Annotated in this window: 19 protein-coding genes and 2 riboswitches; of the genes, 10 read left to right on the forward strand and 9 right to left on the reverse strand. The window is 62.8% G+C overall.

Going from position 1 to position 25,512, the window contains the following annotated elements; all coding sequences use genetic code 11:
• Positions 1-109 precede the first annotated feature (109 nt).
• Positions 110-261, forward strand: a riboswitch (TPP riboswitch).
• A gap of 77 nt (positions 262-338) precedes the next feature.
• The 4 genes from tenA to pta all read left to right on the forward strand — a co-directional run bounded on the left by tenA (position 339) and on the right by pta (position 6,949).
• The gene (tenA, locus tag KUW18_RS00550) at positions 339-1,007 is read left to right on the forward strand and encodes a thiaminase II (protein ID WP_222560553.1); all 669 of its coding nucleotides are present in this window, start codon (positions 339-341) and stop codon (positions 1,005-1,007) included.
• A gap of 81 nt (positions 1,008-1,088) precedes the next feature.
• Positions 1,089-1,223: riboswitch (TPP riboswitch) on the forward strand.
• 94 nt (positions 1,224-1,317) lie between these two features.
• Positions 1,318-3,270, forward strand: coding sequence for a phosphomethylpyrimidine synthase ThiC (gene thiC / locus KUW18_RS00555; RefSeq protein WP_261396375.1), 1,953 nt, complete (start codon positions 1,318-1,320; stop codon positions 3,268-3,270).
• 305 nt (positions 3,271-3,575) lie between these two features.
• Positions 3,576-4,790, forward strand: coding sequence for an acetate/propionate family kinase (locus tag KUW18_RS00560; protein ID WP_222560554.1), 1,215 nt, complete (start codon positions 3,576-3,578; stop codon positions 4,788-4,790).
• Positions 4,787-6,949, forward strand: a complete 2,163-nt coding sequence (gene pta, locus KUW18_RS00565; protein WP_222560555.1) for a phosphate acetyltransferase — start codon at positions 4,787-4,789, stop codon at positions 6,947-6,949. Before KUW18_RS00560 ends, pta begins: the two co-directional genes overlap by 4 nt.
• A 126-nt stretch (positions 6,950-7,075) precedes the next feature.
• On the opposite strand, the gene KUW18_RS00570 is transcribed toward pta, so the two are convergent.
• Together KUW18_RS00570 and KUW18_RS00575 are read right to left on the reverse strand one after the other, a co-directional pair.
• On the reverse strand, positions 7,076-8,137 hold the full coding sequence (locus KUW18_RS00570) for a YeiH family protein (RefSeq protein WP_242520863.1): 1,062 nt from the start codon (positions 8,135-8,137) through the stop codon (positions 7,076-7,078).
• A 183-nt stretch (positions 8,138-8,320) separates the two neighbouring features.
• Positions 8,321-9,952 (reverse strand): GMC family oxidoreductase, encoded by a 1,632-nt coding sequence (locus KUW18_RS00575; protein WP_222560556.1) that lies wholly within the window; start codon positions 9,950-9,952, stop codon positions 8,321-8,323.
• Between the two features lie 212 nt (positions 9,953-10,164).
• On the opposite strand from KUW18_RS00575, the gene KUW18_RS00580 reads away from it, so the two are divergent.
• From KUW18_RS00580 to KUW18_RS00595, 4 genes are all read left to right on the forward strand, one after another.
• Positions 10,165-11,397, forward strand: coding sequence for a TRAP transporter substrate-binding protein (locus KUW18_RS00580; protein ID WP_206942775.1), 1,233 nt, complete (start codon positions 10,165-10,167; stop codon positions 11,395-11,397).
• Entirely contained in the window at positions 11,397-11,984 is a 588-nt protein-coding gene (locus tag KUW18_RS00585) for a TRAP transporter small permease (protein ID WP_222237384.1), read from the forward strand. The genes KUW18_RS00580 and KUW18_RS00585 overlap by 1 nt, the downstream gene beginning before the upstream one ends.
• Positions 11,985-11,994: 10 nt before the next feature.
• Entirely contained in the window at positions 11,995-13,269 is a 1,275-nt protein-coding gene (locus KUW18_RS00590) for a TRAP transporter large permease (protein WP_222560557.1), read from the forward strand.
• A gap of 101 nt (positions 13,270-13,370) precedes the next feature.
• Positions 13,371-14,147 (forward strand): IclR family transcriptional regulator, encoded by a 777-nt coding sequence (locus KUW18_RS00595; protein WP_206942781.1) that lies wholly within the window; start codon positions 13,371-13,373, stop codon positions 14,145-14,147.
• A 153-nt stretch (positions 14,148-14,300) separates the two neighbouring features.
• Here the strand turns inward: KUW18_RS00595 and KUW18_RS00600 are convergent, their stop codons facing one another.
• The 4 genes from KUW18_RS00600 to KUW18_RS00615 form a co-directional block, all read right to left on the reverse strand.
• Positions 14,301-14,843, reverse strand: coding sequence for a universal stress protein (locus tag KUW18_RS00600; RefSeq protein ID WP_222161996.1), 543 nt, complete (start codon positions 14,841-14,843; stop codon positions 14,301-14,303).
• 148 nt (positions 14,844-14,991) lie between these two features.
• Complete coding sequence (locus KUW18_RS00605) at positions 14,992-16,332, reverse strand: TRAP transporter large permease (RefSeq protein WP_206942786.1); 1,341 nt, start codon at positions 16,330-16,332, stop codon at positions 14,992-14,994.
• Between the two features lie 2 nt (positions 16,333-16,334).
• A complete protein-coding gene (locus KUW18_RS00610; protein WP_224908234.1) occupies positions 16,335-16,937 on the reverse strand; it encodes a TRAP transporter small permease in 603 nt (200 codons plus the stop codon).
• Positions 16,938-16,993: 56 nt separating this feature from the next.
• Positions 16,994-18,037 (reverse strand): TRAP transporter substrate-binding protein, encoded by a 1,044-nt coding sequence (locus KUW18_RS00615; RefSeq protein WP_222560558.1) that lies wholly within the window; start codon positions 18,035-18,037, stop codon positions 16,994-16,996.
• 279 nt (positions 18,038-18,316) lie between these two features.
• Between KUW18_RS00615 and KUW18_RS00620 the strand changes: the two genes are divergently transcribed.
• Positions 18,317-19,825, forward strand: a complete 1,509-nt coding sequence (locus tag KUW18_RS00620; protein ID WP_222560559.1) for a PLP-dependent aminotransferase family protein — start codon at positions 18,317-18,319, stop codon at positions 19,823-19,825.
• Positions 19,826-19,984: 159 nt separating this feature from the next.
• On the opposite strand, the gene KUW18_RS00625 is transcribed toward KUW18_RS00620, so the two are convergent.
• The 3 genes from KUW18_RS00625 to KUW18_RS00635 form a co-directional block, all read right to left on the reverse strand.
• Positions 19,985-21,034 (reverse strand): CobW family GTP-binding protein, encoded by a 1,050-nt coding sequence (locus tag KUW18_RS00625; protein WP_222560560.1) that lies wholly within the window; start codon positions 21,032-21,034, stop codon positions 19,985-19,987.
• Between the two features lie 199 nt (positions 21,035-21,233).
• Positions 21,234-22,871 (reverse strand): amidohydrolase, encoded by a 1,638-nt coding sequence (locus KUW18_RS00630; RefSeq protein WP_222161992.1) that lies wholly within the window; start codon positions 22,869-22,871, stop codon positions 21,234-21,236.
• A complete protein-coding gene (locus KUW18_RS00635; protein ID WP_206942797.1) occupies positions 22,868-24,370 on the reverse strand; it encodes a sodium/glutamate symporter in 1,503 nt (500 codons plus the stop codon). Before KUW18_RS00635 ends, KUW18_RS00630 begins: the two co-directional genes overlap by 4 nt.
• Before the next feature lie 114 nt (positions 24,371-24,484).
• On the opposite strand from KUW18_RS00635, the gene KUW18_RS00640 reads away from it, so the two are divergent.
• The gene (locus tag KUW18_RS00640) at positions 24,485-25,381 is read left to right on the forward strand and encodes a LysR family transcriptional regulator (protein WP_206942799.1); all 897 of its coding nucleotides are present in this window, start codon (positions 24,485-24,487) and stop codon (positions 25,379-25,381) included.
• The last annotated feature ends 131 nt before the right edge of the window (positions 25,382-25,512 follow it).

The raw sequence follows: 25,512 nt of genomic DNA on the forward strand, positions 1-25,512 counted from the left end.
GGCGTCATCATTAGATAGTCTCTCTCGACAACCTCCCTTGACGCCCCCTTCCGATGCTATCCGAAAGTGGTGTCTGGCAAAGCCGCAAGGGCGTGCTAGACTGCGGTCGACTCGCTTGACGGGGTGCCGGTCAATCCGGCTGAGATGGTGCAGGGCCAGCGTGGTGTAGCAGCCCGACAGCACCGATCCCGTGGAACCTGATCCGGGTGCGGTGTGGACTCACACCTTGAACCGGCGTAGGGAATCAGGCGGTGGCACGCCTTCCCTGCGGGGGCCTGCCCTTCCTCCCCGCCGTCCTTCTCTGCCCCGCCCACCGGATCCACTATGCCGGAGCTATCATGGGCTACTGCTTCAACGATCTGATCGCTGCCTGCCGCGACGACTGGCGGCGCTATACCGAGCACGACTTCGTTCGTGCACTTGGGCGCGGCGACCTGAATGACGCCAGCTTTCGCCACTATCTGAAGCAGGACTACCTGTTTCTCCTGCAGTTTTCACGCGCCTACGCCCTTGCTGCCTACAAGAGCCAGGACCTGGAGAGCTTGCAGGGGGCCTTCAAGGGGATGCAGACGATCCTCGAGGTCGAACTGGGCCTGCATCTTGCCTACTGCCGAGAATGGGGCATTGACGACAGCGAGCTCAGCCGTCTACCGGAGGCACGTGCCACCCTGGCCTATACCCGCTACGTCCTCGACACCGGCAGTCGTGGTGATCTGCTGGACCTGCACGTCGCCCTGGCGCCCTGCATGGTCGGCTACGCCGACATCGGCCGCTGGCTGGCGGATCATCCCGAGACGCTGCGTGGTGGCGACAATCCCTACGATGCTTGGATCACCATGTACTCAAGCCCTGACTTTCAGGCCTCGGCCGTGCGCGAAAGGCACTGGCTCGACGACCAGCTCAGCCAGGTATCGAGCGCTCGTTTCGACCGGCTGGCGCGCATCTTTAGCGACGCGACCCGTCTCGAGACCGACTTCTGGCAGATGGGACTGGAGCTGAGCGACTGACCTTGACGACGCCTTTAGGCGATCGAACTGGGCGATCGACCTGGGTGATCGCGCTCGACAACACAGACAAGCTGACAACAGCAACGCTTGACGGGGTGCCGCAGCCAGCGGCTGAGATCATGCAGCGCATGAGACCCGTTGAACCTGATCTGGGGATACCCCCGATGTTACGGCATCGAGGCGAGGACCAGCGTAGGGATCAAGCGCTCACGGCCACGGCCTCGACGCCCCCCCTTCTCCCTCGCGACGTGCCATTACCACCATCAGGGCGACGCCACTTGCCCTGCACCGCCGTGAGAGGAAACCACCTATGTCACTCGACCATCCCTCGTCTCATCCGAGATCCCGCCATGACGCTCACTTCCTGGCCGAGACGGCCAGGGTCGACCAGGCCGCCGTCACTCCCCTGCCAGGCTCTCGCAAGGTCTATGTAGAGGGCTCCCGCCCCGACCTGCGGGTGCCATTTCGCGAAATCACCCTGTCGCCGACGCGCACTTCAGGCGCCGACGAAGCCAATCCACCGCTACTGGTGTACGACACCTCAGGCCCCTATACCGACCCGGCGGTACAGGTCGATCTGCGCAAGGGACTGGCCGAGTTGCGCAGGCCCTGGATTGAGGAGCGCAACGACACCGAGTGGCTCGACGGTCCCACCTCCGAGTACGGCCGCCGGCGTGCCAATGACCCACTGCTGGCACCGCTGCGCTTCGAGCTGACGCGCACACCACGTCGCGCCACCAGGACCGCCGATGGCCGCCCGGGCAACGTCACCCAATTGCATTACGCGCGGCGCGGCATCATCACACCGGAAATGGAGTTCATTGCACTTCGCGAGAATCAACGTCGACAGGCCCTTCAGGACCCTTATCGTGGCAGTGACGAGGTCGAAGCGATACTTGGCCACCAGCACCCCGGCCAGTCGTTCGGAGCCCGTTTGCCGGATGAGATCACCCCCGAGTTCGTGCGCCAGGAAGTGGCCGCCGGGCGTGCCATCATCCCGGCCAACATCAATCATCCCGAAGCCGAGCCGATGATCATCGGGCGTAACTTTCTGGTGAAAATCAACGGCAATCTAGGCAACTCTGCGGTGACGTCCTCCATCGAAGAGGAAGTGGACAAGATGACCTGGGGGATTCGCTGGGGGGCGGATACGATCATGGACCTGTCCACTGGACAGAACATCCATGAAACCCGTGAGTGGATCATCCGCAACTCACCGGTGCCGATCGGTACCGTGCCACTCTATCAGGCGCTGGAAAAGGTCAAGGGCGTGGCCGAGGACCTGACCTGGGAGGTCTTTCGCGACACCTTGATCGAGCAGGCGGAACAGGGGGTGGACTATTTCACCATCCACGCCGGTGTGCTTCTTCGCTATGTGCCGCTGACCGCAGGCCGAGTCACCGGCATCGTCTCGCGGGGAGGCTCGATCATGGCCAAGTGGTGCCTCTATCACCACCAGGAAAGCTTCCTCTACACCCACTTCGAGGAGATCTGCGAGATCTGCAAGCAGTATGACGTGGCCTTCTCGCTGGGCGATGGGCTGCGCCCGGGATCCGTGGCAGATGCCAATGACGAAGCTCAGATGGCCGAACTCAAGACCCTGGGCGAGCTGACCCACATTGCCTGGAAGCACGACGTGCAGGTGATGATAGAAGGGCCCGGCCACGTGCCCATGCACCTGATCAAGGAGAACATGGACAAGCAGCTCGAGTACTGCGACGAGGCGCCCTTCTATACCCTGGGCCCGCTGGTCACCGACATCGCTCCCGGCTATGACCACATCACCTCAGGCATCGGCGCGGCGATGATCGGCTGGTACGGCTGCGCCATGCTCTGCTACGTCACCCCCAAGGAGCACCTGGGCCTGCCCGACAAGGACGACGTCAAGACCGGGATCATCACGTACAAGATCGCCGCCCATGCGGCGGATCTGGCCAAGGGGCACCCCGGCGCTCAGCGCCGGGACAATGCGCTGTCCAAGGCACGCTTCGAGTTCCGCTGGGAGGACCAGTTCAACCTGGGCCTGGACCCGGACACGGCCCGCGCCTACCACGACGAGACGCTGCCCAAGGACGCGGCCAAGGTGGCCCACTTCTGCTCCATGTGCGGACCCAAGTTCTGCTCCATGAAGATCAGCCAGGAAGTCCGCGATTATGCCCGCGACAACGGCCTGGGCGGCGACAGCGAGGCGGTCATGGCGGGCATGGAGGCGCAGGCACAAGCCTTCCGCCAGCAAGGCGGTGCCCTGTACAAGGAAGTCTGACGCAAGCCCATCACGGCCACCTCCCCGCCCGCGGCCCCGCGGGCGGGGAGGTGGCTGCCGCAAAGCGAATGCTGCGGCGGAGATTCAGGGCCGCCGGCAGCCTTCACGCTGCACCGCACAAATTGCTACCAAAGTCTAACCTCTTTGCCCTGTCACTTGATGGTCGTCACAAGCTGTGCTGTTCCACCAGCAACTGGCCCTCCCTACCTCCCCAGGACAATTATGAGGCAGCGGCCGCGGTGCTAGATTCGCCGCCATCCCCCCCGTTTACACGCCTTAACAAGGCGTCTTTCTCTGGAGATGGCATGAAAGCCCCGATACTGGTGATCAACTGCGGCTCCTCCTCGATCAAGTTTGCGCTGGTCGATCAGACCCCTGGCGCACCTCGGATATCAGGCATTGCTGAGCGCCTGGGCAGCCACGATGCCTGCCTGAAGCTGGAAGACGAGCACGGCAACCGGCGTGACATTTCGCTACCTCGAGCCACCCACGCCCTGGCGCTCAAGACCATCCTCGACCACCTGGGTGATCAACGTCCCGTCGGCATCGGGCACCGGGTGGTCCACGGCGGCGAGCGCTTCACCTGCGCCACGCTGCTGGACGACACGGTAGTCCGCACCATTCGCCAGACCGTCAGCCTGGCACCCTTGCATAACCCGGCCAACCTGGATGGCATCACCGCCACCCGACGTCTGTTCGAGCACCTGCCCCAGGTGGCGGTATTCGATACCGCCTTCCACCAGACCCTGCCGGCCCACGCCTACCGCTATGCGATTCCCGAAGACCTGTATCAGCGCCATGGCATCCGGCGCTACGGCTTCCACGGCTCCAGTCACGCCTACGTCAGCGAGCGCCTGGCCGAGGTCAGCGAGCGGGGACACGGAGGTTGGCTGATCGCCCATCTCGGCAATGGCTGCTCCGCAACCGCAGTCTGGGAAGGCGAAAGCCAGGACACCAGCATGGGCATGACGCCCCTGGAGGGGCTGGTGATGGGCACACGCAGCGGCGACGTCGACCCGGGCCTGCACCTCCATCTGGCCCGCCAGCTAGGGATGTCGCTGGAATCGATTGACCTGCTGCTCAACCAGAAGAGCGGCCTTCTCGGCGTATCAGGGATGACCAACGATATGCGCGAGCTGGAGCAGGCCGCAGGCGAAGGACACCCCGGCGCGACCCTGGCCATCGAAGTGTTCTGCTATCGCCTGGCCAAGACCCTGGCCGGTCTTGCCTGCGCGCTTCCTCGGGTCGACGGCATCGCCTTCACTGGCGGCATCGGAGAAAACTCGTCGCTGATTCGGGCCCGCACGCTGGGCCACCTCAAGGCGCTGGGCGTGCATCTTGATAGCGCAGCCAACAGCGCTCTTGCGCGCGGCAGCGAAGGTGCCATCCATGACGCCAGCGAGTCCGGTTCGCCGGAAATCCGCGTCATTCCCACCGATGAAGAAGGCTATATCGCCAGCCAGACCCGAGCACTGATCACCCGTCTGGCACTGGCCGACAGGTCCGAGGAAGCCGTATGAGCCCGCAACCCCGTACCCTGCTGTTGATCCCGGTGGATGAGGGGGTCGCCCTGACCTCTGCGGCGCTGGGAATGCTGCGCGCGCTGGATACCCTGGGCCTGGAGGCAGGCTTCCTGCAGCCATTCAGCCAGGCAGAGGGCATCGATGACGATAGCAATAGCGCCGAAAGGGCTCGCTCGCTGGTCGCCAGCACCCTGGGCATCGGCTCGCCTCGTCCAGTGCCCCGGGAAGACGTGGAGCACTACCTGGGCAGAAATGACAGCGACGGTCTGCTTGAGCTTGCCGTCGAACGCCACTCACGGGTCGCCAAACCGGCGACCGGCAAGCGGCCGGCCTTTATCGTCGTGGAAGGCATTCGCCCCCTGCGCAAGAACGCCTACGCCCTGGATCTCAATGTACGTCTTGCCAGCGCCCTGGACGCCCAGGTGATTCTGGTCGCCGATGGCCAGACGAGCGACCTTAAGGAGCTGGCCAAGAGTCTGGCCTTCCATCGCCAGAGCATCGACGCGGTAGGTTCCAGGCGCACCCTCGGCACCATTCTGATGCGCCTGCCCGGTGACGGCGATGACTCGGCCAGCGATCAGACCCTGGCCTCCGTCAGTGATCGTGAAGCCAGCGTCCACCGCCAGTACTGGCAGGACCAGCTGTCCACGGCATCCGAGCAGAGCCTGCCGGTAGTGGCCGCGGTACCCTATCGCGCCGCGCTGACCGCGCCGCGGACCCTGGATGTGGCCCGCGCCCTCGGCGCCAGGATCCTGCATCACGGTGATGCTGATAGACGTCGCGTCGCCCATACCACCCTGGGCGCCCGCAGCGCCGAGCATCTGCTGTATGCATTGCGCCCGGGCGAGCTCATCGTGTCGCCTGGTGATCGCGACGACACCCTGCTGGCTGCTGCCCTCGCCACCATGAACGGGGTGCCCCTGGCGGGCCTCCTGCTCACCCACGGCGAAACCCCCAGCAAGCAGCTGATCGACGTTTGCCAGCCAGCGCTATCCTCCGGCCTGCCTGTCCTCTCCGTCGATACCGACAGCTTCACCACGGTGGCCAAACTGACCGACATCCCTGGTGGGATTCCGGTGGATGACCAGGAGCGGGCGGAGGCCATCAGCGCCTTTGTGGCGGATCACCTCGATCGAGAATGGCTGCTGGCATTGATGGACGACGAGACCCAGCGCCGACTGTCTCCCGCGGCCTTTCGCCATCAATTGGTCAGCATGGCGCAGCAAAAGCGCCAGCGCATCGTGTTGCCCGAGGGGGAGGAGCCACGCACCCTGGAAGCAGCCATCCTGTGCCAACGCCGCGGCATCGCCAACTGCGTCTTGCTGGGTAAGCGCCAGGCCATTGCGGAAGTGGCCAAGGCCCGCGGCCTTGAATTGCCCGATGATCTGCAGATTCTCGACCCCGACAGCGAACGTTGCCGCTTCATCGCCCCCATGGTGGAACGGCGCAAGGGCAAGCTGACCCCCTTGACCGCCGAGGCCCAGCTTCACGACAGCGTGGTTCTGGGCACCATGATGTTGGCGGAAGGAGAGGTCGACGGCCTGGTATCAGGGGCGATACACACCACCGCCAACACCGTTCGACCGGCCTTTCAGCTGATCAAGACCGCCCCCGGTTATGCTCAAGTGTCGTCGGTTTTCTTTATGCTGCTGCCCGATCAGGTGGTGGTCTACGGCGACTGCGCGGTCAATCCTGACCCGGACGCCGACGCGCTGGCCGAGATTGCCTTGCAGAGTGCGGCCAGCGCCGAGGCCTTCGGCATCGAGCCCAGGGTCGCCATGATCAGCTATTCCACCGGCGAGTCAGGCACCGGTGCTGACGTTGACAAGGTCCGAGAAGCCACCCGCATCGCCCGCCAGAAAGCCCCGCACCTGCCCATCGATGGTCCTCTGCAATATGACGCTGCGGCGATCGCCAGCGTGGCCCGGCAAAAGGCACCGGATTCGCCGGTGGCAGGGCGCGCTACGGTGTTTGTCTTCCCTGACCTCAATACCGGCAACACCACCTACAAGGCGGTCCAGCGCAGTGCCCGGGTGGTCAGCATCGGCCCCATGCTGCAGGGCCTCAACAAGCCGGTAAACGATCTGTCACGGGGCGCCCTGGTCGAAGACATCGTCTACACGATTGCGCTGACGGCGATACAGGCTGGGCAATAGCGGCCCGCCGACGTTTCCCGTCACGCCAATGCCGCCACTGGCGTCCTGATCGCCGCATCTCGGCGCTGATACCACCTAGCCCCGGCGTTGCCGGGGCTAGGTGGTCTGCCACGCCTGCCTCCCCGGTCACCACTCGGCGATACCGGTATACAGGCACACCAGCACCAGGCCAAGCAGGAACAGCGTCTCGGCAATCATCAGAATGACCGGTTTCCACCCCACCACGGCGAGCTTCTGAAACGACGTCTTGATCCCCAGCGCGGCAATCGCCGTCACCAGGCACCAGCGCGACAGGTCCGTCATACCCTCCACCATCACCGGGGGTATCACGCCGAGACTATTGATCAGTACCAGCACCACAAACGCAATCAGGAAGCTCGGGAACATGGGGACCTTGGCGCCATCCGCACCGCCTTCCGCCATCCGGGCACGCCGAAACAGCAGCATGAAGACCATCACCGCCGGCACCAGCATAGCGACCCGCAGCAGCTTGACGAAGGTCGAGATATCGCCCGTTTCGTCCGAGATCATATAGCCGGCACCGACGACCTGGGCCACATCATGTATCGTGCCGCCCAGAAAAATACCCGCCTGGGTGTCGCTCAGCTCCAGCGCTCCCACCAGCAGCGGATACAGCACCATGGCCGCCGTGGATAGCGTGGTCACGCCAACCACCGTCAGGATGGTATTGCGCTCGGCCACCTCGTTACGAGGCATCGCCGCCGACAGCGCCAGGGCTGCCGATGCACCGCAGATGGCGACCGATCCCCCGGTCAGCAGGCCCAGGTCATTGCGCAGGCCAAGCAGCCGCGCCAGCACCCCACCCGCGACGATGGTCAGGATGACCCCGGCCACTACCGTTACCACCGGACCGATGCCAAGCTCGGCCACCTGTTCCAGCGTGATCCGCACGCCCAGCAAGGCCACGCCCAGGCGCAGGATGGTGCGAGCCGCGAACTCGACGCCCAGCAGACAGGGGCCCTGCTCGCTGAGAAAGTGCAGCGTCATGCCGAACAGCAGCGCGTACAGCAGGGTTGGACCACCATAGTGATCAGCGATGAAGGTCGTCGCGAGGGCGATGGTGATACAGATCAGTACGCCGGGCATACGCGCCCTGGCGGGCTCCAGATGCCGCCTCCACCCACTGTCTGGGGCGTCGCTCGGGGCGTGGGTCGTTGGCTGGGACATGACGTGTCCTCTGTTGTCGTTGATATCGCCACGTCGTGGCAGCGTCTTCATGGTGTGAGCAATACGGGGACCGCTGCGGCCGGCACTGCATGCAGCACATGCTGTCCCAGGCGCTGCGGTGGAGTTAGGACCAGCGCCGGGCCTTGCATGAGTCCAGCTAGGCGCCCTGGCGTCGCGCCGTACTCAGGCGACCTGTGTCCTTGCCTGGCGGTCGGCCTTGATCATGTCCGCCGCGCGTTCGGCGATCATGATGGTCGGTGCATTGGTGTTCCCCGACACGATGATGGGCATGATCGAAGCGTCGACGACCCTGATCCCCTGGAGCCCATGCACCTTCAAGCGATCATCCACCACCGCCAGTGGGTCGTTGCCCATCTTGCAGGTGCCCGCCGGGTGGTAGATGGTCTGGCTATAGCGGCGAGCGGCGTCCAGCAACTGCTCATCGCTTTGATAGGCACGTCCGGGCACGTACTCGTCAGTAATCACATCGGCGAGGGGAGCCTGCTCGGCGATACGCCGGGCGACCTTGATGGCGTCTACTGCCACTCGGCAGTCCTCATCGGTGCTCAGGTAGTTAGGCTGGATGGAGGGATAGACCGCCGGGTCCGGACTGGTGATACGGATGCGTCCGCGACTCGTCGGCCTGAGTTGGCACACCGATGAGGTGAAGGCCGAGAACGGATGCACCCCTTCCGCCGGCTTGTCGGCGGACAGCGGCTGCATATGGAACTGGATATCAGGGCGGTCCAGCCCTTCCCGCGACTGGGTGAAAATGCACACCTGACTGGCGGCCAGGGTCAGCGGCCCGGTGCGGGTCAGCGCATACTGGGTGCCCACCGCCAGCTTCTTGAGCGGATGGCGCACCTCATCATTGAGGGTTCGGCAACGCGTCTTGAACACCAGGCGAATCTGCAGGTGGTCCTGCAGGTTCTCCCCCACACCAGGCAACTCGTGAAGGCAGTCGACGCCGACATCGGCCAGGTGCTGTGGGTCACCGATACCCGAGCACTGCAGGATCTGCGGCGAGCCTATGGCACCCGACGACAGCAGCACCTCAAGAGTGGCGCTGGCCCGACGAAGCACATTACCCTGGCGGTACTCAACGCCGACCACCCGCTTTCCTTCCAACAGCAGGCGCTGGCAATGGGCCCGTTTGACCAGGGTCAGGTTGGGGCGCTTCAACGCGGGGCGCAGGAATGCCTTGGCCGTGGAGCAGCGAAAGCCCTTGTACGATGTCTGCTGGAAGTAGCCGACTCCTTCCTGGGTCTCGCCATTGACGTCTTGATTCTCGGGGATACCCGCCGCCTTGGCGGCCTCGATAAAGCGCTCGGCGATCTCGCGACGCAGTCGCAGGTCTGACACCTTGAGCGGCCCATCGGTGCCATGAAAGGCATTGGCCCCGCGCTCCTGGCACTCGGACTTCTTGAAATAGGGCAGCACCGAGGCGTAATCCCACCCCTGGTTGCCCATGGCCGCCCAGTCGTCATAGTCCTGACGCTGCCCTCTTATATAGAGAAGACCGTTCAACGAGCTCGATCCCCCCAGGACCTTGCCCCTGGGCCACTGCAGCCGCCGACCATCGATGCCGTCATCCGGGTCCGTCAGGTAGCACCAGTCGGTCGCCGGGTTGTGCATGGTCTTGAAGTAGCCTACCGGCACGTGAATCCAAGGGTTCCAGTCCGATCCCCCTGCCTCCAGCAGCAGTACGGAAACCTCCGGGTCTTCGCTGAGACGGTTCGCCAGTACGCAGCCGGCGGAACCGGCTCCCACGACGATGTAGTCGAAGACGTCTGACGATGGTGTTGTCGTTGTCATGGCTCTCACTCAAACGAGACGTTTTGCCTCAAAACATCGTAGACCCATTTCTAAAAATATCAACATCGAGACAAATAGAATCAATTTTATTGCCAACACCCAAAAGGCGATCTATGGTGTGGTCAAGGCCGAAAAACGGCCCGGAGGCATTGCCCCGCCATGGCCTGCCTCCTACTGCATCCCGACACCAACCACAACATTGGGAGCAACACATGAGTTCACGCCTTCTCCCCTCACGTCTGTCTCGCCGTGACTTCCTCAACATCTCCGGTCGCTTCGGCATGACGTCTACCCTATTGGCCGCCAGCGGCCTCGGCGCGGGCCTTACCGCATCGAGTCTTGCCCGCGCCGCGGAGTCCGAGCAGCAGCGCCGCTACGCCAGTGAGCCAAAGTTCCAGCTACGCTTCGGCGCCTCCGGCTTCAATGAGCGCAACCTGGATATTCAGAAATCCGGTCAGCTGTTCTTTGCCCGGGACCTCGAGGAGCGCACCGACGGCGCTATTCGCGTCGAATTCATGGGGTCCAACGAGGTCTGCAACCAGCTCGACTGTGTCAGCAAGGCACAACAGGGCATCGTCGACATCTTCTCGGCATCGACCCAGAATTCCGCCGGCGGCGCGCCCTACCTGAACGTGCTGGACTTCGCCTACATGTTCCCGAGCGTCGCCTCGATGTTCCATTTCTTCTACGACCACCGCAGCGAGGCCTTACTGCGCGAACCGATGCGCCAGCGCCACAACCTGCAGTTCCTGTTCACCCACTGCGACCTGCGCGGACTGATGATGGGCCAGAGCTGGGCGGACCGTCCGCTGGTCGACAGCCTGGAAGTGCTGCAAGGCACCAAGAACCGGGTGACAGGCACTCAGCTCGGTCGTATCGCCATGGAACAGCTTGGTCTCAATCCGGTTCCGGTGGCCTGGGAAGAGACCCTGGACGGACTGCGGCAGGGGCTGCTGGATGGCGCGGAAACCTGGATGAGTGCGGTGGCCTACGCGGGCATGGCGCCGGTGGTCTCCCAAGCGGTCGACCTGCGCTTCTTCGCGGGCACCGAGCATACCGCCATGAATCTGTCCAAGTTCGAAAGCCTCGGCGCAGAACTTCAGCAGCAAGTGATGGAATCTGCCTATACCGCGCAGATCTTTACCCAGGGCATGAACGAGGCCGGTCGCTACCAGATTGTCGGCGCCAGTGAACACCCTGCCGCGGGCACCGTCTTTGCAGAAAACAATGTGAGAGTCGCGCCGCTATCCGATGAGATTCGCGCCCAAGCCGAGCAGCTATGTGCGCCAGAGTTCAACCCGGGCCCCTGGGAGCAATGGCGTGAGCGCTTGAATGGCTGGGCGGGCGACATCGATATCTACCAGGAGATTCACACCATTGCTCGCGAAATCCCCCGCGATATGGCGGCTGTCAATGTAGCGCCGAAGCGCTGGTGGAGGGCGTAATGACCGATCACAAGGCCACCGCGGCTGAGGCGACGTCGTCTGACGTCGCCAACCGCTCGACTCCCGCCTGGCTGCTGCCTCTGAAGTGGATCGATGCCAACCTGGAGAAGGTCATCATTCTGGTGTCCTACAGCGGAATGGCAGGCATCATCTTCGTCGAGGTCATCCGCCGCTTCTTCTTCAGCCTGCAAGCCCCCTGGAGTACCAGTATCCCGGTGCTGCTGTTCCTGTGGCTGACCTGGTTCGGCGCGTCGCTCAACGTCAAGCAGCGTACCCACCTCTCGCTCAACGAGATTCGCATGCGCCTGCCCTACTCAGGCCAGTTCGCCTGTCAGGTCCTCGATGCGGTGCTGTGGATCGCCTTCGGCGCCCTGGTCATCCATTTCACCCTCATCCAGGTGCAATTGGCGCACATGAACTTCGCCATTGTGCCTGGCACCGACAATGTCATGCAGTGGTGGTTCTACCTGGCCACGCCGCTGGCCTGGGTGCTGATCATCTACCGCGTCCTCCAGAATCTGGCGACCGACGTCGCACGTTTCCGCCGAGGCGAACCTTTCAACCTGCAACCGTCCATCATGGACTAGGAGAAGCGTGATGACTGACGGCATGCTTATTGGCCTGGTCACGGCGGGCTGTACCACGATCTTTCTGCTGGGGGTCCCGATCTTTCTGGTGATCGGGCTGTGGGTGGTCGGCACCAGCCTGATCATCGACTTCACCCTCGCCAACGTCGGCGTCACCCTGTTCCAGGGGCTCAGCTTCTTCGGGCTGCTGGCGCTTCCCTTGTTTATCCTTACCGGCGACCTGATCAATGCCGCGGGCATTGCCAAGCGGCTGTCCGACTTTGCCTACTCGGTACTGGGTTGGCTGCGCGGCGGCATGGGCATGGCGACCCTGGGCGCCTGCGGCCTGTTTGCGGCGATCTCGGGATCCAACGCCGGTACAACGGCCACGATTGGCTCCATCATGCAGCCTGAGATGGTCAAGAACGGCTATGACGAGCGCTTTTCGGCGGCCACCGCGGCCTCTGGCGGCACCGTAGGTATCATCATCCCCCCCTCGATCATCTTTATCGTCTACGGCTTCATGATGAACCTGTCGATCAGCGATCTGTTCATCGCCGGGATGATTCCCGGAGCGATGATGGTGCTGGGCATGATGGTGGCCTGCCACCTGGTCGCACGGCGCCACGGCTGGGGCACGCTGATTCCCTTCAAGGGCGGAGAAAGCGCTCGCTTCGCACGCCGCGCCTACCTGGGCTTCGCGACTATCGGGGTGGTGCTGTACGGCATCTATTCGGGCAAGTTCTCGCCCACCGAGGCGGCAGCGATCACGGTCGGTTTCACCTTGATTGCCGGGCTGCTGATCACCCGCGAGATCCGCTTTACGGCACTGCCGTCGATCATGCTGCGCTCCGGCCAGATCGCCGGCATGCTGGCACCGCTGATCGCCATTTCGGTGGTCATGCAGCAGCTTCTGTCGGTGTTGGGTGCGGGGCAGGCGCTGGAGACCCTGCTCAGCGGGCTGGGCAACTACTACATCATCCTCGGCGCATGCATGCTGATGATCCTGTTGGCGGGCATGATTCTCGAGAGTCTGCCGGTGACCATCATCCTGGCCCCGATTCTTGCGCCAATCGCCCAGAATGCGGGGGTCGATCCGATACACTTCGCGGTGATCTTCCTGGTCGGTGCCGCCATCGGTTTCGTCACGCCGCCCTTCGGTCTCAACCTGTACGTCGCCAGCAGCATCACCGGTATTCCCTACCTCAGACTGGTGAAGTTCGTTATTCCCTACTTTATTGCGTTGATCAGCTGCTGGATTGCCATCTCGCTATGGCCTGCCCTGTCGCTGATGCTGGTGGGATGACATCGCTTGAACCGGTGCACGCTGACGCGGCAAGCCTCTCCGGGCTTGCCGCGTTATCATGAACGTCAGGTTTCTCATTTCGACGTCGCCAAGGATCGCCTATGCCGACCAACGACAGCTCCCGCAACACGACCAATTCCACGCTGCAACGGGGTCTGATGCTGCTCGAGAGCATCGCCACCGCCGTGCATGGCGTCAGTGCCGCCGACCTGGAACGCCAGCTGGACATCCCCAAGCCGACGCTCCACCGACTGCTCAAGCAGCTCGAGGAACAGGATCTGATCGTGCGGGACCCAGAGGGCCGTCACTTGCTGCCGGGAGATCGCCTGCATCAGATGGCCATGGGGGTCCTCGCCAACGAGAGCCTGAAGGCTCCGCGCCGGATGCTGCTCAAGCGTCTCGCCGAAGACGTCAACGAGACCTGCAACCTGACCCTGCTGGAGGGTCACGAGGTGCTCTACTACGAGCGGGTGGAAACCAACTGGCCGGTACGCATCCAGCTGCCCCCGGGCTCTCGCATCCCGCTGCATTGCACCGCCAGCGGCAAGCTGTTTCTTGCCCTGATGGGCGCCAACCAACGCCGCCAGCTGCTCAAGCACTTGCCGCTGGAGGCCTACACGCCCTACACCGCCACCGACGCCGACGAACTCGAACGCCGCCTTGAGAACATCGCCGCCAACGAGTTGAGCACCGACAACGAAGAATTTATTCAGGGCATGGTGGCTATCGCGGTGCCCATCTACGACACAGCGGGCCGTATCCAGGCGACGCTCGCCATTCACGCCCCGCGACTGCGCCACACCATTGATTCGCTGATGGAGTGGGCCCCGCTGATGCGCCGTATCGCCGGCCAGCTGCAAGAAACCTTTCAGCGTTGAGAAGCGGTCCAGCAGCGCCCCATCAAGCGTCTCATCTTGAGACGCCCTGGGCTCGACGGCATGAAGAGCCCGACGCTGCGCGGCGTGACGTTGCACCGGGCTCTTTTAAAGAGCTCTTTTAACGAGCTCTTTCAACAGGTTGTTTCCACAGGCTCACACCGGTGGCACCACCACCACGGGAACGCTGGCACGCTTGATCACGCCCTTGGTGACCTTGCCGGCGTAGGACGCGCTGAACCCCCGTTTATTGGTGGCCATGACGATCATGTCGCAATCATGTCGGGTGGCATAACGGATGATTTCCGACGCCGGATATCCCTCCACCACGGCACGAGCGGTGATCAGGCTCATGTGGCTCGGCGCGTCGGCGGATACCTTGTCACCGCGCTGTCGGCCGCTTTGTTCGCTGTCTGCCGGGTGACTCCCCAGCCAATCCTGCTGAAGCGCCTCGATAAACTCATCGAGTCGCTGTGCCGCCTGTGCGCGTCGCTGTTCCATCAACGCATCCAGAGTGCGTCGCTCGCGAATGTTGGCCTTGAGGGTCTGCATCACATCGTCAGAGAGTGACTTGACGGCGTGCAACACGTGAACCTCTGCCTGGCAGGCGCTGGCGAGGCTGAGGCTATGGGCCAGGACCTGACGGCAGTCATCCTTGAGCCCAAGGCAACACAGCACACGTGAGATGGTGGTAGGCATGGCAACCTCTCTATGGGGTGTCAGGCCGGGACGCTGGCGTGGCGGTTCCCGGCGAGGTTCAGAGGGCGAGTTCAGAGGGCTAGTTCAGAGGGCGACACTCACACTGGCGCCCGCGACGCCGCCATGACCCGGCGGCACCTGCACGACGTCAATAGCCAAGAAGCCCGGGTAGCCACAGCGACAGCGCCGGGAAGTAGGCAATCAGGAACAGCGCGAATACCGATGCGGCGGCAAATGGCAGCGCCTTCAGCGAAATTTCCTCGATCGACGATCCTCCGATACCTGACGCCACGAACAGGTTCTCCCCCAGAGGCGGCGTCTGGAAGCCGATGGCCAGCGCGCACACCACTACAATGCCCACATGCACCGGATCCATCCCCAGCATGTACATGATGGGCAGCAGAACGGGCGTCAGGATCATGATGGCCGCCAGGGTTTCCATGAACATGCCGACAAACAGCAGGAAGGCGATCACCATGGCCCAGATGAGATACAGATTGTCGGTCAATCCCAGCATGCCCTCGGCAATGACGGCAGGAACCCGCTGCTCGACCAGCAGTCGTCCAAAGACGGTCGCGGTGAACAGGATCAGCAGCACCCGACCAGTGATCCAGGTAGTCGTCTCCAGGGTCTTCAGCGTGGGTTTCCATTTCAGCTCGCGGTGCAGGAAGATGCCGACGATCAGGGTGTAGGCAATGGCCACCACGGCGGATTCCGTGGGGGTAAAGAGTCCACTGTAGATACCTCCCAGAATGATCAGCGGTGCCAGAATCGACCACACACCGCGCTTCAGACTGCGGCCAATGGTCTCCCAGGACCAGGTATCACTGAGCCCCGAATAGCCACGGCGTCTGGAGATCACATAGTTGATGGTCAACAGGCAACCGGCAATGACCATGCCGGGCACGATACCGGCGATGAACAGCTTCGGAATCGACAGACTCTGGAAGGCGCCATGCTGCGCCACGGCCTCGGCCGGGGGCTGCAGCCCCATCCCCGAAATCCCGAAGATCACCATCGGAATCGACGGCGGAATGACCACTCCCAAGCCACCGGACGAGGCGGTGATGGCGGAACCATAGCCGCGGTCATAGCCACGATTGGCCATGGCAGGGATCATCAGCATGCCCACCGCAGCGGTGGTAGCAGGCCCCGATCCGGAGATGGCACCGAAAAACATGCAGGCAAATACCGTGGCGGCGGCAAGCCCCCCCGTCACCGGACCCGCGAAGGCTTCCGCGATATCGACCAGGCGTCGGGATATGCCGGCGGCCTCCATCAATGCCCCCGCCAGTATGAAGGCTGGCAATGCCATCAACGGAAATGAGCCTACCGAGGTAAAGGCGATCTGGACGAAGGCCATGGGGTTTTCCCCCAGCCACAGGTACGTCGCCAGGGCGGCGACACCCAGCGACACCGTAATCGGAGCCCCCAGCAGAAGCAGCAGAAAGAACACGCCAAACAGCACGTAGATCAGGCTGGTTTCCATCGCTACTTCTCCTCGGCCGAGGGTGACAGTGCGGCCATCCGTGCTTCCTCGATGGCTTCGGCCTCCGGGTCTTCCGGCTCCCGATGCTGAACAAAGCGCACATAGTTGTTCTGCACGATACGTAGCGTCATGAGCACGAATGCCAGCGGCAGGATCAGGTAGAACACCTTCATCGGCACCCCAAGGGTCTGGGATTTCCAGAAGTCGTTCATCCGATGGAACACGAAGTCGTAACTCAGCCAGATGAACACCAGATTGAAGCCGACCCAGATCAGGTCGGTCAGCACACCACAGGCAAGCCCCACCCACCTGGGCAGGAAGCGAAACTGAAACGTCACCCGGTTATGGGCAGACTTCTTGGCGGCGTACACCGCGCCCAGATAGGCAAACCAGACAAAGGCGTAGGTCGCCAGCTCATCGGCCCAGGGCAGCGAGTAGCTGAACAGATTGCGCAGCAGAATCTGCGCGAAAAGGAGAACAACAAAGGTCACCAGCAGCAACTGACACAGCCAGTTCTCGAGATTGTCCACCACCTTCCAGACACATTTCATCACGACGACCTCCGAGCAGTCGCCGCCGACCCTGCCAGTGGAGTCGGCGGCCATGGTGCCCGACACCGGGCACCAGGAGGGTTCAAGGACATTCAGGCGAGGGACGCTATTCAGGGAGCGGGTTCACGTCCTAGAGCGGCCAGAGCGGCATCCAGTTTTTGCTTGCCGCCAATGCTGTCGTAGAAGTCAGGCCAGATGGCAGTGGCCTGTTCGATCCAGGCCTGTTCGCCATCGGCAGGCTCGGTGATTTCCATGCCGTGCTCTTCTACCAGGCGCGTCTTGATGGCGTCTTCCTGGGCAAGCAGGTAGTCATAGCTGTGGTCGGTGGCCTCCTGAGCCGCTGCCAACACCCACTGCTGCTGTTCTTCGGGCAGGCTCTGGAACTTGCCTTCGCTGATGATCAGCGGCTCCATGGAGAACACATAGCAGCTGTCGGTCACATGATCCTGGACCTCGTAGAACTTCATCGCATCAATGGTGATGTAGGGATTGTCCTGACCGTCGACCACGCCCTGCTGCAGCGCCGTGAAGGTCTCCGACCAGGCCAGAGGATTGGGGTTGATGCCCCAGGACTGATAGGCCGCGATCATGATCTCGTTCTTGGGCACGCGAATGACCAGCCCATCCAGATCGTCCGGGGTTGCTACCGGATGAGACGAATTGGTCAGCCGTCGGCATCCCGAATAGGCCCAACCGAGGATGCGCACGCCAGCATCGCGAATGGTGTTCTCCACCATTTCCTGGCCGATCGCGCCTTGGGTCAGGGTGCGGGCATCTTCGGGGCTCTGAATGACATAGGGGAGTGTCATTACCCCCACCGTTGGCGAAAAGGGGGTGATATTGTTGATCGCCAGCACCGACAGGTCGAGCAGCCCCATGCTGGCGTTGTTGACCGTATCTTGCTCGCTGCCAAGCTGACCGTTGGGGAACAGGTCGACGTTGATCTCACCCCCTGACTTTTCCTCGATCAGGGTGGCAAAGGTCGATCCAAGCTCATATTGGGTGCCACCGGCGGCATCACCCAGCGCCATCTTCCAGGTCGCCGCCTGGACAGTGGTCCCAGCGCTCAGCAGCGCCAGTGACAAGCCGGTAACCAGCCCGCGCGGCAGAACGCGTGAGGACTTGGGGTGCGTATAGGGTGCCTGGTTATGCATGAGGAACTCCCATCATTGTTGTACCGCATCGAGCGGAATATTGTGTCGGGTGTTTCATTTCAGGGGCGGTCGGCGGCATGTTGGCTTCGCCGCCTCACCATGATGCTTACTCTCTATCGACAAACGCGCACCCCATAGGACCAACGCGCCGCCATCGTTTGGGCCAGCCCCCCGGCTCCTCTCGACAGCGTGCGTTGTCTGTAGGATCGTAAGCAGCGGTAGCGAATCTCTTCGTCGCCCCACAATGCCAATAATGACTATCAGGAATGCACCAGCGGAATGAGCGCCCCCCTGTTTCGACTCAACGCCGACCGTAAGGAAAGCCTGCAGTGCCAGCTGCGCGAGCAGATCGCCCGCGCGATCATCGAGGGCCATCTGCCGACTGGAGAAGCGCTTCCCTCCAGCCGGCGCCTGGCCAAGGAGCTGGGCGTCGCGCGCAATACCGTCATGCTGGCCTATGACCAGCTGCTGGATGATGGCTATCTGGTGGCCCGAGAACGCAGCGGCTACTTCGTCAATCCTGACATTCTGGCCGGGCGCGTTGCCGCCACCGGGGCCGACAATCACGCTGCTGCACGCACTGCGGCCGCACCCGAGCTGCCCTGGGAATCACTGCTGACGCGCCGGCTCGCCCAGCAGCCCTGCATCACCAAGCCGACCGACTGGCTCGACTACGACTACCCATTCCTCTACGGTCAGATCGATCCCAACCTCTTCCCTACCCAGCATTGGCGCGAGTGCAGTCGTGACTCGGTGAGCGTGCCGGCGATTCGCCGCTGGTCTGCCGACCACCTGAGTGAAGACGACCCCTTGCTGGTCGAACAGATTCACCAACGCCTGCTGCCACGCCGCGGCGTCTGGGCACGACCCGAGGAAATCCTGGTGACGGTGGGCGCGCAGCAGGCGCTGTGGATCAGCGCGATGCTGACCCTGGGGCCACAGCGCCGCTTTGCCATGGAAAACCCCGGTTACGTCGACATGGTCAACATCGCGCGCACCTTTACCGACGATATTCTGGCGGTGGACGTGGACGACCAGGGGCTGGTGATCGATGACCGACTTGCCGGCTGCCATCTGGCCTATGTGACGCCTAGCCACCAATCCCCTACCGGCGTCACCCTGCCGCTGGAGCGTCGCCGACAGCTGTTGGAACGCGCCGACCGCGACAATTTCCTGGTGATAGAAGACGACTACGAGAGCGAGACCAATTTCATCGACAACCCGACCCCCGCCCTCAAGAGTCTGGATACCAGCGGTCGGGTCATCTATGTGGGGAGTCTGTCCAAGACGCTGGCGCCAGGCTTGAGGCTTGGCTACATGGTGGCGCCCCCTGCCTTCATCGCTGAAGCGCGCGCCCTGCGTCGCCTCATGCTTCGACATCCAGCGACCAACAATCAGCGCAGTGTGGCGCTGTTTCTCGACCGGGGCTATCACGACGCTCTGCTGCGCCAGATACGCCAGACCTATCAACGTCGCTGGCACTTGATGCGGGATGCCCTGGAAGCGCACCTTCCTCAGTTCCAGATCCGCTCCACCTTTGGCGGCTCGTGTTTCTGGCTGGAAGCGCCCGAGAACACCGACGTCGGGCTGCTCAAGCGTCTGGCCCAGGAGCAAGGCGTGCTGTTTGAAGCGGGAGACGTGCATTTCCTTACCCAGCCGACGCGTCCCACGCTGCGCCTGGGGTTTTCTGCCATCGACGAGTCGCGCATCGAAGCCGGCATCGAGCGTCTGGCCTCACTGCTTCCCTCACTGCGGCAAGAGGCAAGCACACCGGTGCATCGCGGCTGAACGCACATCCGCTTCAGCGTCGGCCCCACACCATCGCCCCTTAGGGCAGCGCTGAATACACCAGCCGAGCAGTATGAGGCGCTAGGCGCCCGCAACGCAGCGAATCGGCGGCGCAGCCATTGATGCAGGTGTCCCCTGGCGGGCTGGCCGCGGGGCGATCTAAGGATGGTCGATCAAATGCTCAAGCGGCTCTTCGAGCTGTTCAATCTCCTTGATCAGACCGTCAAATGCCTCGCTCTGGCGGCCGATACAGACCAACACCGCTCCCGTCACAGGACGGCCATGGGGATGCCAACGACCTCGCGATCCGCTGTATTGGAGGCTGTACCAGCCCCCTTCGCCCCCGGCCTGCCTGAGAAAGCCCTTGGCCCGATACAGGCAATCGCGGTAGCGCTCCAGCACCGTCACCAGTCGATCGGCCGCCACCGCTCCGGTGAAGTGCAGGGTACGCTGCCTCAGCCCGGAGTGATCTGTGTGGCCCCCTGACGCGTCGGCGCCCGCCGGATGCTCAGAAGACCCCGCGATCGTGCGGTCAAGCTGGCTGTCAGCGCCGCCACATGACTGAGCGGCGACATCACCATCGTCCCAGGCCCCGGTTTCCGATACCAGGGTGGCTCCTGGCGCCAGCTTTCCCAACCAGGCCAGCAGGCGTTCTCTATCCTCTTCGTCCCGAGGTAGTCGATTCACCAACAAGCGCCGCGCCGACGACAGCTGAGCGTGCCAGAGGTCACTGACCTGAACGTCTTGAGCCAGGCGCCGGGCCTGGCTGGCATCGACCAGCACCACGGTATCGGAAAGGCTCAAGCCCGGCGCCAGTCGAGCGATGTCGCCGATGCGCCAGGGGTTGGCGACCCCGCTGGCCTCGATCAGTATCTCACTGGGCCTGGCCTTCAGCCGCAGCGCCTGGGACAGCTGCTCTGCCAGGGTCCCGCCCAGGGTGCAGCAGACGCAGCCATTGGCCAGCGACAGCACGCGATCGTCCCGGTAGTCGATCGATGCCACATCCACATTGACCTTGCCGACGTCGTTGACCAGGATCAGCGCATCCACCACGTCACCCGCAGCCAGTCGTCGATTGATGTAGGTGGTCTTGCCTGCCCCCAGGAAACCGGCGATGACTGTGACCGGAACCGCCTCGAGCGCACTGCGCGGCGCTAAGCCCCGCGGACTGATGCTTGAGGGCTCAAGGCTGTCCCTGGCGGCTTCCATTGCCTCAGCCCGCACTATTCCCTCAGTCCGAACTATTCCCACAGCCCCTTCTATCCTCTCAGCCCCCATGGGACCACTTGCCAGATCGTCATGGACCATCTCATCTACCTTTGTTGATGCCCATTGCAGGCGGGCGTATCCATCGCGCTCTCTTGCCCTTTGCCGGGCACCCTGTCGCCAGCGACGGAGTCAGCAACCTTCATCCTGTGTGGCTTGCCTTGCGTTGGTGGATACGCCCGCCCAGCATGGTGGCATGTACCCTGATGTCTCGCAGGGCTTCGGCCGGTTGTTCAAGCGGGTCCTGATCCAGCACGGCCATGTCGGCAAACTTGCCCACTTCCAGGCTGCCCACGCGATCATCCATCCCCAGGGTGAAGGCGGCACCCAGGGTGATCATCTCAAGGGCGGCCTCAACGCTGACGGCCTCCTGTTCACCAAGCTGACGGCCGCTGGCGGTGGTGCGGTTCACCGCGCACCAGGCAGTAAACAGTGGCCCCAAAGGGGTCACCGGCGCATCGCTATGGATCGCGGTCATGATGCCCAGGCGTCGCGCAGACGCCAGTGGCTCCAGTCGCTGGCAGCGAGACGGACCCAGGGTGCGCTGCAGATGGATGTCGCCCCAGTAGTAGATGTGGTTGGCAAACATGTTGAGACACAGCTCAAGCCTGGCAGCACGTCGCAGCTGAGCATGGTCGATGACCTGGCAGTGCTGCAGGGTATGGCGATGATCGGGGCGCGGCCACAGCGTCAACGCCTGGGTCAGAGCCTCCAGCATCAGTTCGACGGCCTCATCTCCATTGGTGTGGATATGCAGCTGCAATCCCGCCTGATGGTACGCCTGTACGAGCTCCGTCAAGGCGGCGGGGTCGGCATTCCACATGCCATTGGCGTGGCCGTCATGGTAGTGGGGCCATTTCAGGCGGGCGGTGTAGCCCTGAATCGAGCCGTCTGTCATCAGCTTGGCCGGGCCGAACACCAGTCGGTCATGACTGTAGGTCTTGGCACGCTGTAGACGCGCGATCCCCTCCTCCGCCGACCAACCCAATACCCCCATGGCAGGCACCAGCCGTACCGGAAAATCGGCGGCCTGGGTCGCCTCCCGCATGGCCTCGATGGCCTCGTCGGTCATCGGGTTGTAAAGATCGGTGATGGTGGTCACGCCACAGGCACTGGCGATCGTCCCGTATCGCTTGAGCGCCTGGGGCGAGGCCACCGCATTGAACAGGTTATTGCCGATGGCATCGAACACCACGAACATGGCCGCCATTTCCTGCAGCTCACCGTTTGGCCGTCCCTGGTCATCCAGTCGTACCCCTTCCACCCTCGGGCCTTGCTCGATCCCGCTCAGCTCCAGCATCACACTATTGACCGTCATGCTGTGAAAGCTGGCGTGGAGGATCACCAGCGGCCGGTCTGCAACGGCCTCATCCAGCTCTCGACGACTCAGTCGCTGCCCTGGAAAGTAGACCGGGTCGAACCCCCATGCGATCAGCGGCTCCCCCTCGTCCAAGGTGGCCGCATGCTGGCGCAGGCGCTGCTGCACCTGGGCGATGGTCTCAAGGCCGCTCCATTGCTGGCCAAGATGATCCTGGCGCGGGAAGAATCCAAGATACAGGTAGTCCCACATCGCACCTTCCAGGGCATGGCTGTGGCCTTCCACGAAGCCCGGCAGGATCACCTTGTCGGCAAACTGATCATCGGTGCGGGCATGGCTCGGCATATCCTCGGCGCCGCCCACCGCCAGGATTCGGTCATCGTGCACGGCGACGTGGGTGGCTCGCGGCTGGGATGGATTCATGGTCAGCACGCGGCGAGCAGGATAGACAACGATACTCATGAGCGAGACGCTCCCTTGGTCACGGTCGATGAAAGGCTGGCGGGTGAGCTGGTGTATGAAGGTTGGTCGACGCTGGCGGCCCAACCTGACGATGGCGAACTATCTCGCCCGTGGCGGCCCCACATCAGCATCAGCGGGATACAGGCGACCAGGGCCAGCGCCGTGCCACCAAAGGCCAGCAGATAAGTGCCTGCCCCCAGAGACGGCGCGATCGGCGCGAAGATCATCAGCAGGTGCAGCGTCGCCAGCACGATGGCCAGGTTGAAGAAGGCCAGCTCCTTGGGCACGGAGGTGGAAAAGTCGGCGTCCATCATTCGCAGCAGAAGCAGGCCGGTACCGGTGGAACCGCAGCAGCAGCCAAAGGACGTCACGGTTCGCTCCGGCCCTAGCTCGCCGCTCAGCCGCCCCATGACCAGACACCCCAGCAGCGTCGACAAAGTGACGGCCACCGTGACCAGCAGGATGGGCACCAGCAGCGCGTAAAGCACGGCAAACTGGATGCTCATCAGGGTGCCCACGACCATGAAATCCACCGAGCTGCCAGTAATTCTTTTAAGCGTCTCATCATCGACCCGATGAGCGAGGCCAAGACGGTCAATGAGCATACGCATCAGCACGCAGACGCCCAGGCCGTGCAGGAAGAACAGGTTGTGACTGAACAGCACCCCCACGTTGATGCCGAAGGGTGTGGCGTCACCGATCACCCCCTGGATAAAGGTCAGCCAGAGGTGCGTGACGACATAGGCAATCGCCAGCAGACCAAGGTGATAGGCCAGGGAGTCCAGATTGCCAGGGTGGGAGATCATGCGCCCCATCGATGGCAAGGAGGTCGCGTCGGCCGCCTCGCCGGCACGGGTGAAGAAGCCGCGACGGAAGTTGTCGTCCAGGCGTGAGGCGCGGTTGGCGTTCAGTCCCTTGGACAGATAGCGTCGCGCCAACGGCACGCCCAGTGCGAAGGCCATCAGGAATCCAAGCGAGGCATAGATAAGTCCCACTTGGGCGGCATTGGCGATGCCGTACTCGCTCTCCCAGATAGTGCCGTAGGTCAGCGCCTGTCCGGGCCCCTGAGTGAAGCCATGGGTGACGATGGCACCGAGAAAGGCGCTGATCTCACTGCCGGTCACCGCGTCGTAGCCGCTGACCACGAGGAAACCGATCACGCCCTGAAGGCCCAGGCTGATGCTCCAGGCAAGGGTCATCCACATGCCGCCGCGAAAGATGCTGCCACCGCCGGCCTCGCTCTGGCGCCCGCTTCCGGTCAGGCACAAGGACATGAAGCTCAGGGTAAAAAAGTGAAAGGTCAGCGCGGTGAAATCGCCTGGCTCATAGCCAGGCAGCAGGCCCAGCGACAGCGCCAAGAAACCCAGCAGACCACCGACAATGCTGGCGGGAACCAGCGAGGCTCGCAGCCAGCCAAGGCGGCTGCGCAGCTGACTGCCAAGCCATAGCATCAAGGCCAGCAGCGCAAAGGCAATTACCCCGTGAAAGGAATCTTGCATGATGGAGTCACCCGACGGTTGTTATTGGAAGTGAAGCGGATGTTCTCAGCCTAGGACCACCGTCGTTGCTCGTATAATATCAATTAGGTTTCATGCGATACCGATGAGGCATCAATGCGCATAGAACTTCGCCATCTCTCCGCTTTTGTCGCCGTGGCTGACTGCCTGCACTTTCGTCATGCCGCTGAGCGGCTCAACGTTGCACAGCCTGCTCTCAGCCGCACCATTGCTCAGCTGGAAGAGGCCATCGGCGAGACCCTGCTGCTACGCAACAACCGCCAGGTCAGGTTGACCGAGCCCGGACGCGTCATGCTGGAGGAGAGTCGCCAAATCCTGCGCCATCTGGACGAGGCGGTGCTCAAGACACAGCGAGCGGGACGGGGGGAGCTGGGACGCCTTGCCATTGGCTACACCGACTTTGCCATCACCGGGGAACTGCCGGCATTGCTGGATGACTTTCGCCGACTGCACCCGGATATCCACTTTGACCTGCACTTTGGTTCAACGGCATCACAGCTACAGGATCTGACGGATTGCCATCTGGATTTCGGCTTCGTCACCGGGCCTGTACTGACCCCAGGCCTGTGCTCACGTCCTATCCAGCGCGACCGCTTCATTGCTGCGGTCAGCGAGCATCATCCTCTGGCACAGCGCCGGAGTATCCGCCTGGAGGAGCTCGCCCACGAGCCGTTCATTCTCGGCGCACACAGCATGTGGCACCACTTCCGTCAAAAGCTCGAGTTGATCTGCCGCGAGGCGGGATTTGAGCCCAAGGTGGCGCAGGAAACCTTCAACAGTGAGACGATCTTCGCCTTTGTGGCCTGCGACTTTGGCGTCACCGTGCATCTGGAGTGCGCCAGCAACTACCTGCGCAAGGGGGTAACCATGGTGCCCCTGGAAGGCGTGCAACACAGTCTGGTCACGGAGGTGGCCTGGCGCGAAGGGGAGCTGACGCCGGTACAAACGGCCTTTCTGCAGCGGCTCGACAAGCAGCTGCCGCCAGAGCATTGAGGGTTCGACGCCTTACGCGTCCGACCACTCTAGAGCGAACGGGATGGCGAGTCCGCCGCCCCACATCACAACGACGTCCAGGCCGTCCCGATGGGCACGGCCTGGCTCCCTTGACCCAGCGAGGCAACAGC

This window comes from Halomonas sp. DP5Y7-2 (assembly GCF_019802025.1).
GTDB classification, from domain to species: domain Bacteria; phylum Pseudomonadota; class Gammaproteobacteria; order Pseudomonadales; family Halomonadaceae; genus Halomonas; species Halomonas litopenaei_A.

What these genes read in the sequence shown, in the direction of transcription:
- KUW18_RS00585 (WP_222237384.1), top strand. Translation starts at nt 11,397, where the DNA reads ATGACCGATCACAAGGCCACCGCGGCTGAGGCGACGTCGTCTGACGTC.
- KUW18_RS00605 (WP_206942786.1), bottom strand. Translation starts at nt 16,332, where the DNA reads ATGGAAACCAGCCTGATCTACGTGCTGTTTGGCGTGTTCTTTCTGCTG.
- KUW18_RS00560 (WP_222560554.1), top strand. Translation starts at nt 3,576, where the DNA reads ATGAAAGCCCCGATACTGGTGATCAACTGCGGCTCCTCCTCGATCAAG.
- KUW18_RS00635 (WP_206942797.1), bottom strand. Translation starts at nt 24,370, where the DNA reads ATGCAAGATTCCTTTCACGGGGTAATTGCCTTTGCGCTGCTGGCCTTG.
- KUW18_RS00610 (WP_224908234.1), bottom strand. Translation starts at nt 16,937, where the DNA reads ATGGCCGCCGACTCCACTGGCAGGGTCGGCGGCGACTGCTCGGAGGTC.
- KUW18_RS00615 (WP_222560558.1), bottom strand. Translation starts at nt 18,037, where the DNA reads ATGCATAACCAGGCACCCTATACGCACCCCAAGTCCTCACGCGTTCTG.
- KUW18_RS00630 (WP_222161992.1), bottom strand. Translation starts at nt 22,871, where the DNA reads ATGAGTATCGTTGTCTATCCTGCTCGCCGCGTGCTGACCATGAATCCA.
- KUW18_RS00575 (WP_222560556.1), bottom strand. Translation starts at nt 9,952, where the DNA reads ATGACAACGACAACACCATCGTCAGACGTCTTCGACTACATCGTCGTG.
- tenA (WP_222560553.1), top strand. Translation starts at nt 339, where the DNA reads ATGGGCTACTGCTTCAACGATCTGATCGCTGCCTGCCGCGACGACTGG.
- KUW18_RS00620 (WP_222560559.1), top strand. Translation starts at nt 18,317, where the DNA reads ATGAGCGCCCCCCTGTTTCGACTCAACGCCGACCGTAAGGAAAGCCTG.
- KUW18_RS00570 (WP_242520863.1), bottom strand. Translation starts at nt 8,137, where the DNA reads ATGTCCCAGCCAACGACCCACGCCCCGAGCGACGCCCCAGACAGTGGG.
- KUW18_RS00600 (WP_222161996.1), bottom strand. Translation starts at nt 14,843, where the DNA reads ATGCCTACCACCATCTCACGTGTGCTGTGTTGCCTTGGGCTCAAGGAT.
- thiC (WP_261396375.1), top strand. Translation starts at nt 1,318, where the DNA reads ATGTCACTCGACCATCCCTCGTCTCATCCGAGATCCCGCCATGACGCT.
- KUW18_RS00595 (WP_206942781.1), top strand. Translation starts at nt 13,371, where the DNA reads ATGCCGACCAACGACAGCTCCCGCAACACGACCAATTCCACGCTGCAA.
- KUW18_RS00640 (WP_206942799.1), top strand. Translation starts at nt 24,485, where the DNA reads ATGCGCATAGAACTTCGCCATCTCTCCGCTTTTGTCGCCGTGGCTGAC.
- KUW18_RS00580 (WP_206942775.1), top strand. Translation starts at nt 10,165, where the DNA reads ATGAGTTCACGCCTTCTCCCCTCACGTCTGTCTCGCCGTGACTTCCTC.
- pta (WP_222560555.1), top strand. Translation starts at nt 4,787, where the DNA reads ATGAGCCCGCAACCCCGTACCCTGCTGTTGATCCCGGTGGATGAGGGG.
- KUW18_RS00625 (WP_222560560.1), bottom strand. Translation starts at nt 21,034, where the DNA reads ATGGAAGCCGCCAGGGACAGCCTTGAGCCCTCAAGCATCAGTCCGCGG.
- KUW18_RS00590 (WP_222560557.1), top strand. Translation starts at nt 11,995, where the DNA reads ATGACTGACGGCATGCTTATTGGCCTGGTCACGGCGGGCTGTACCACG.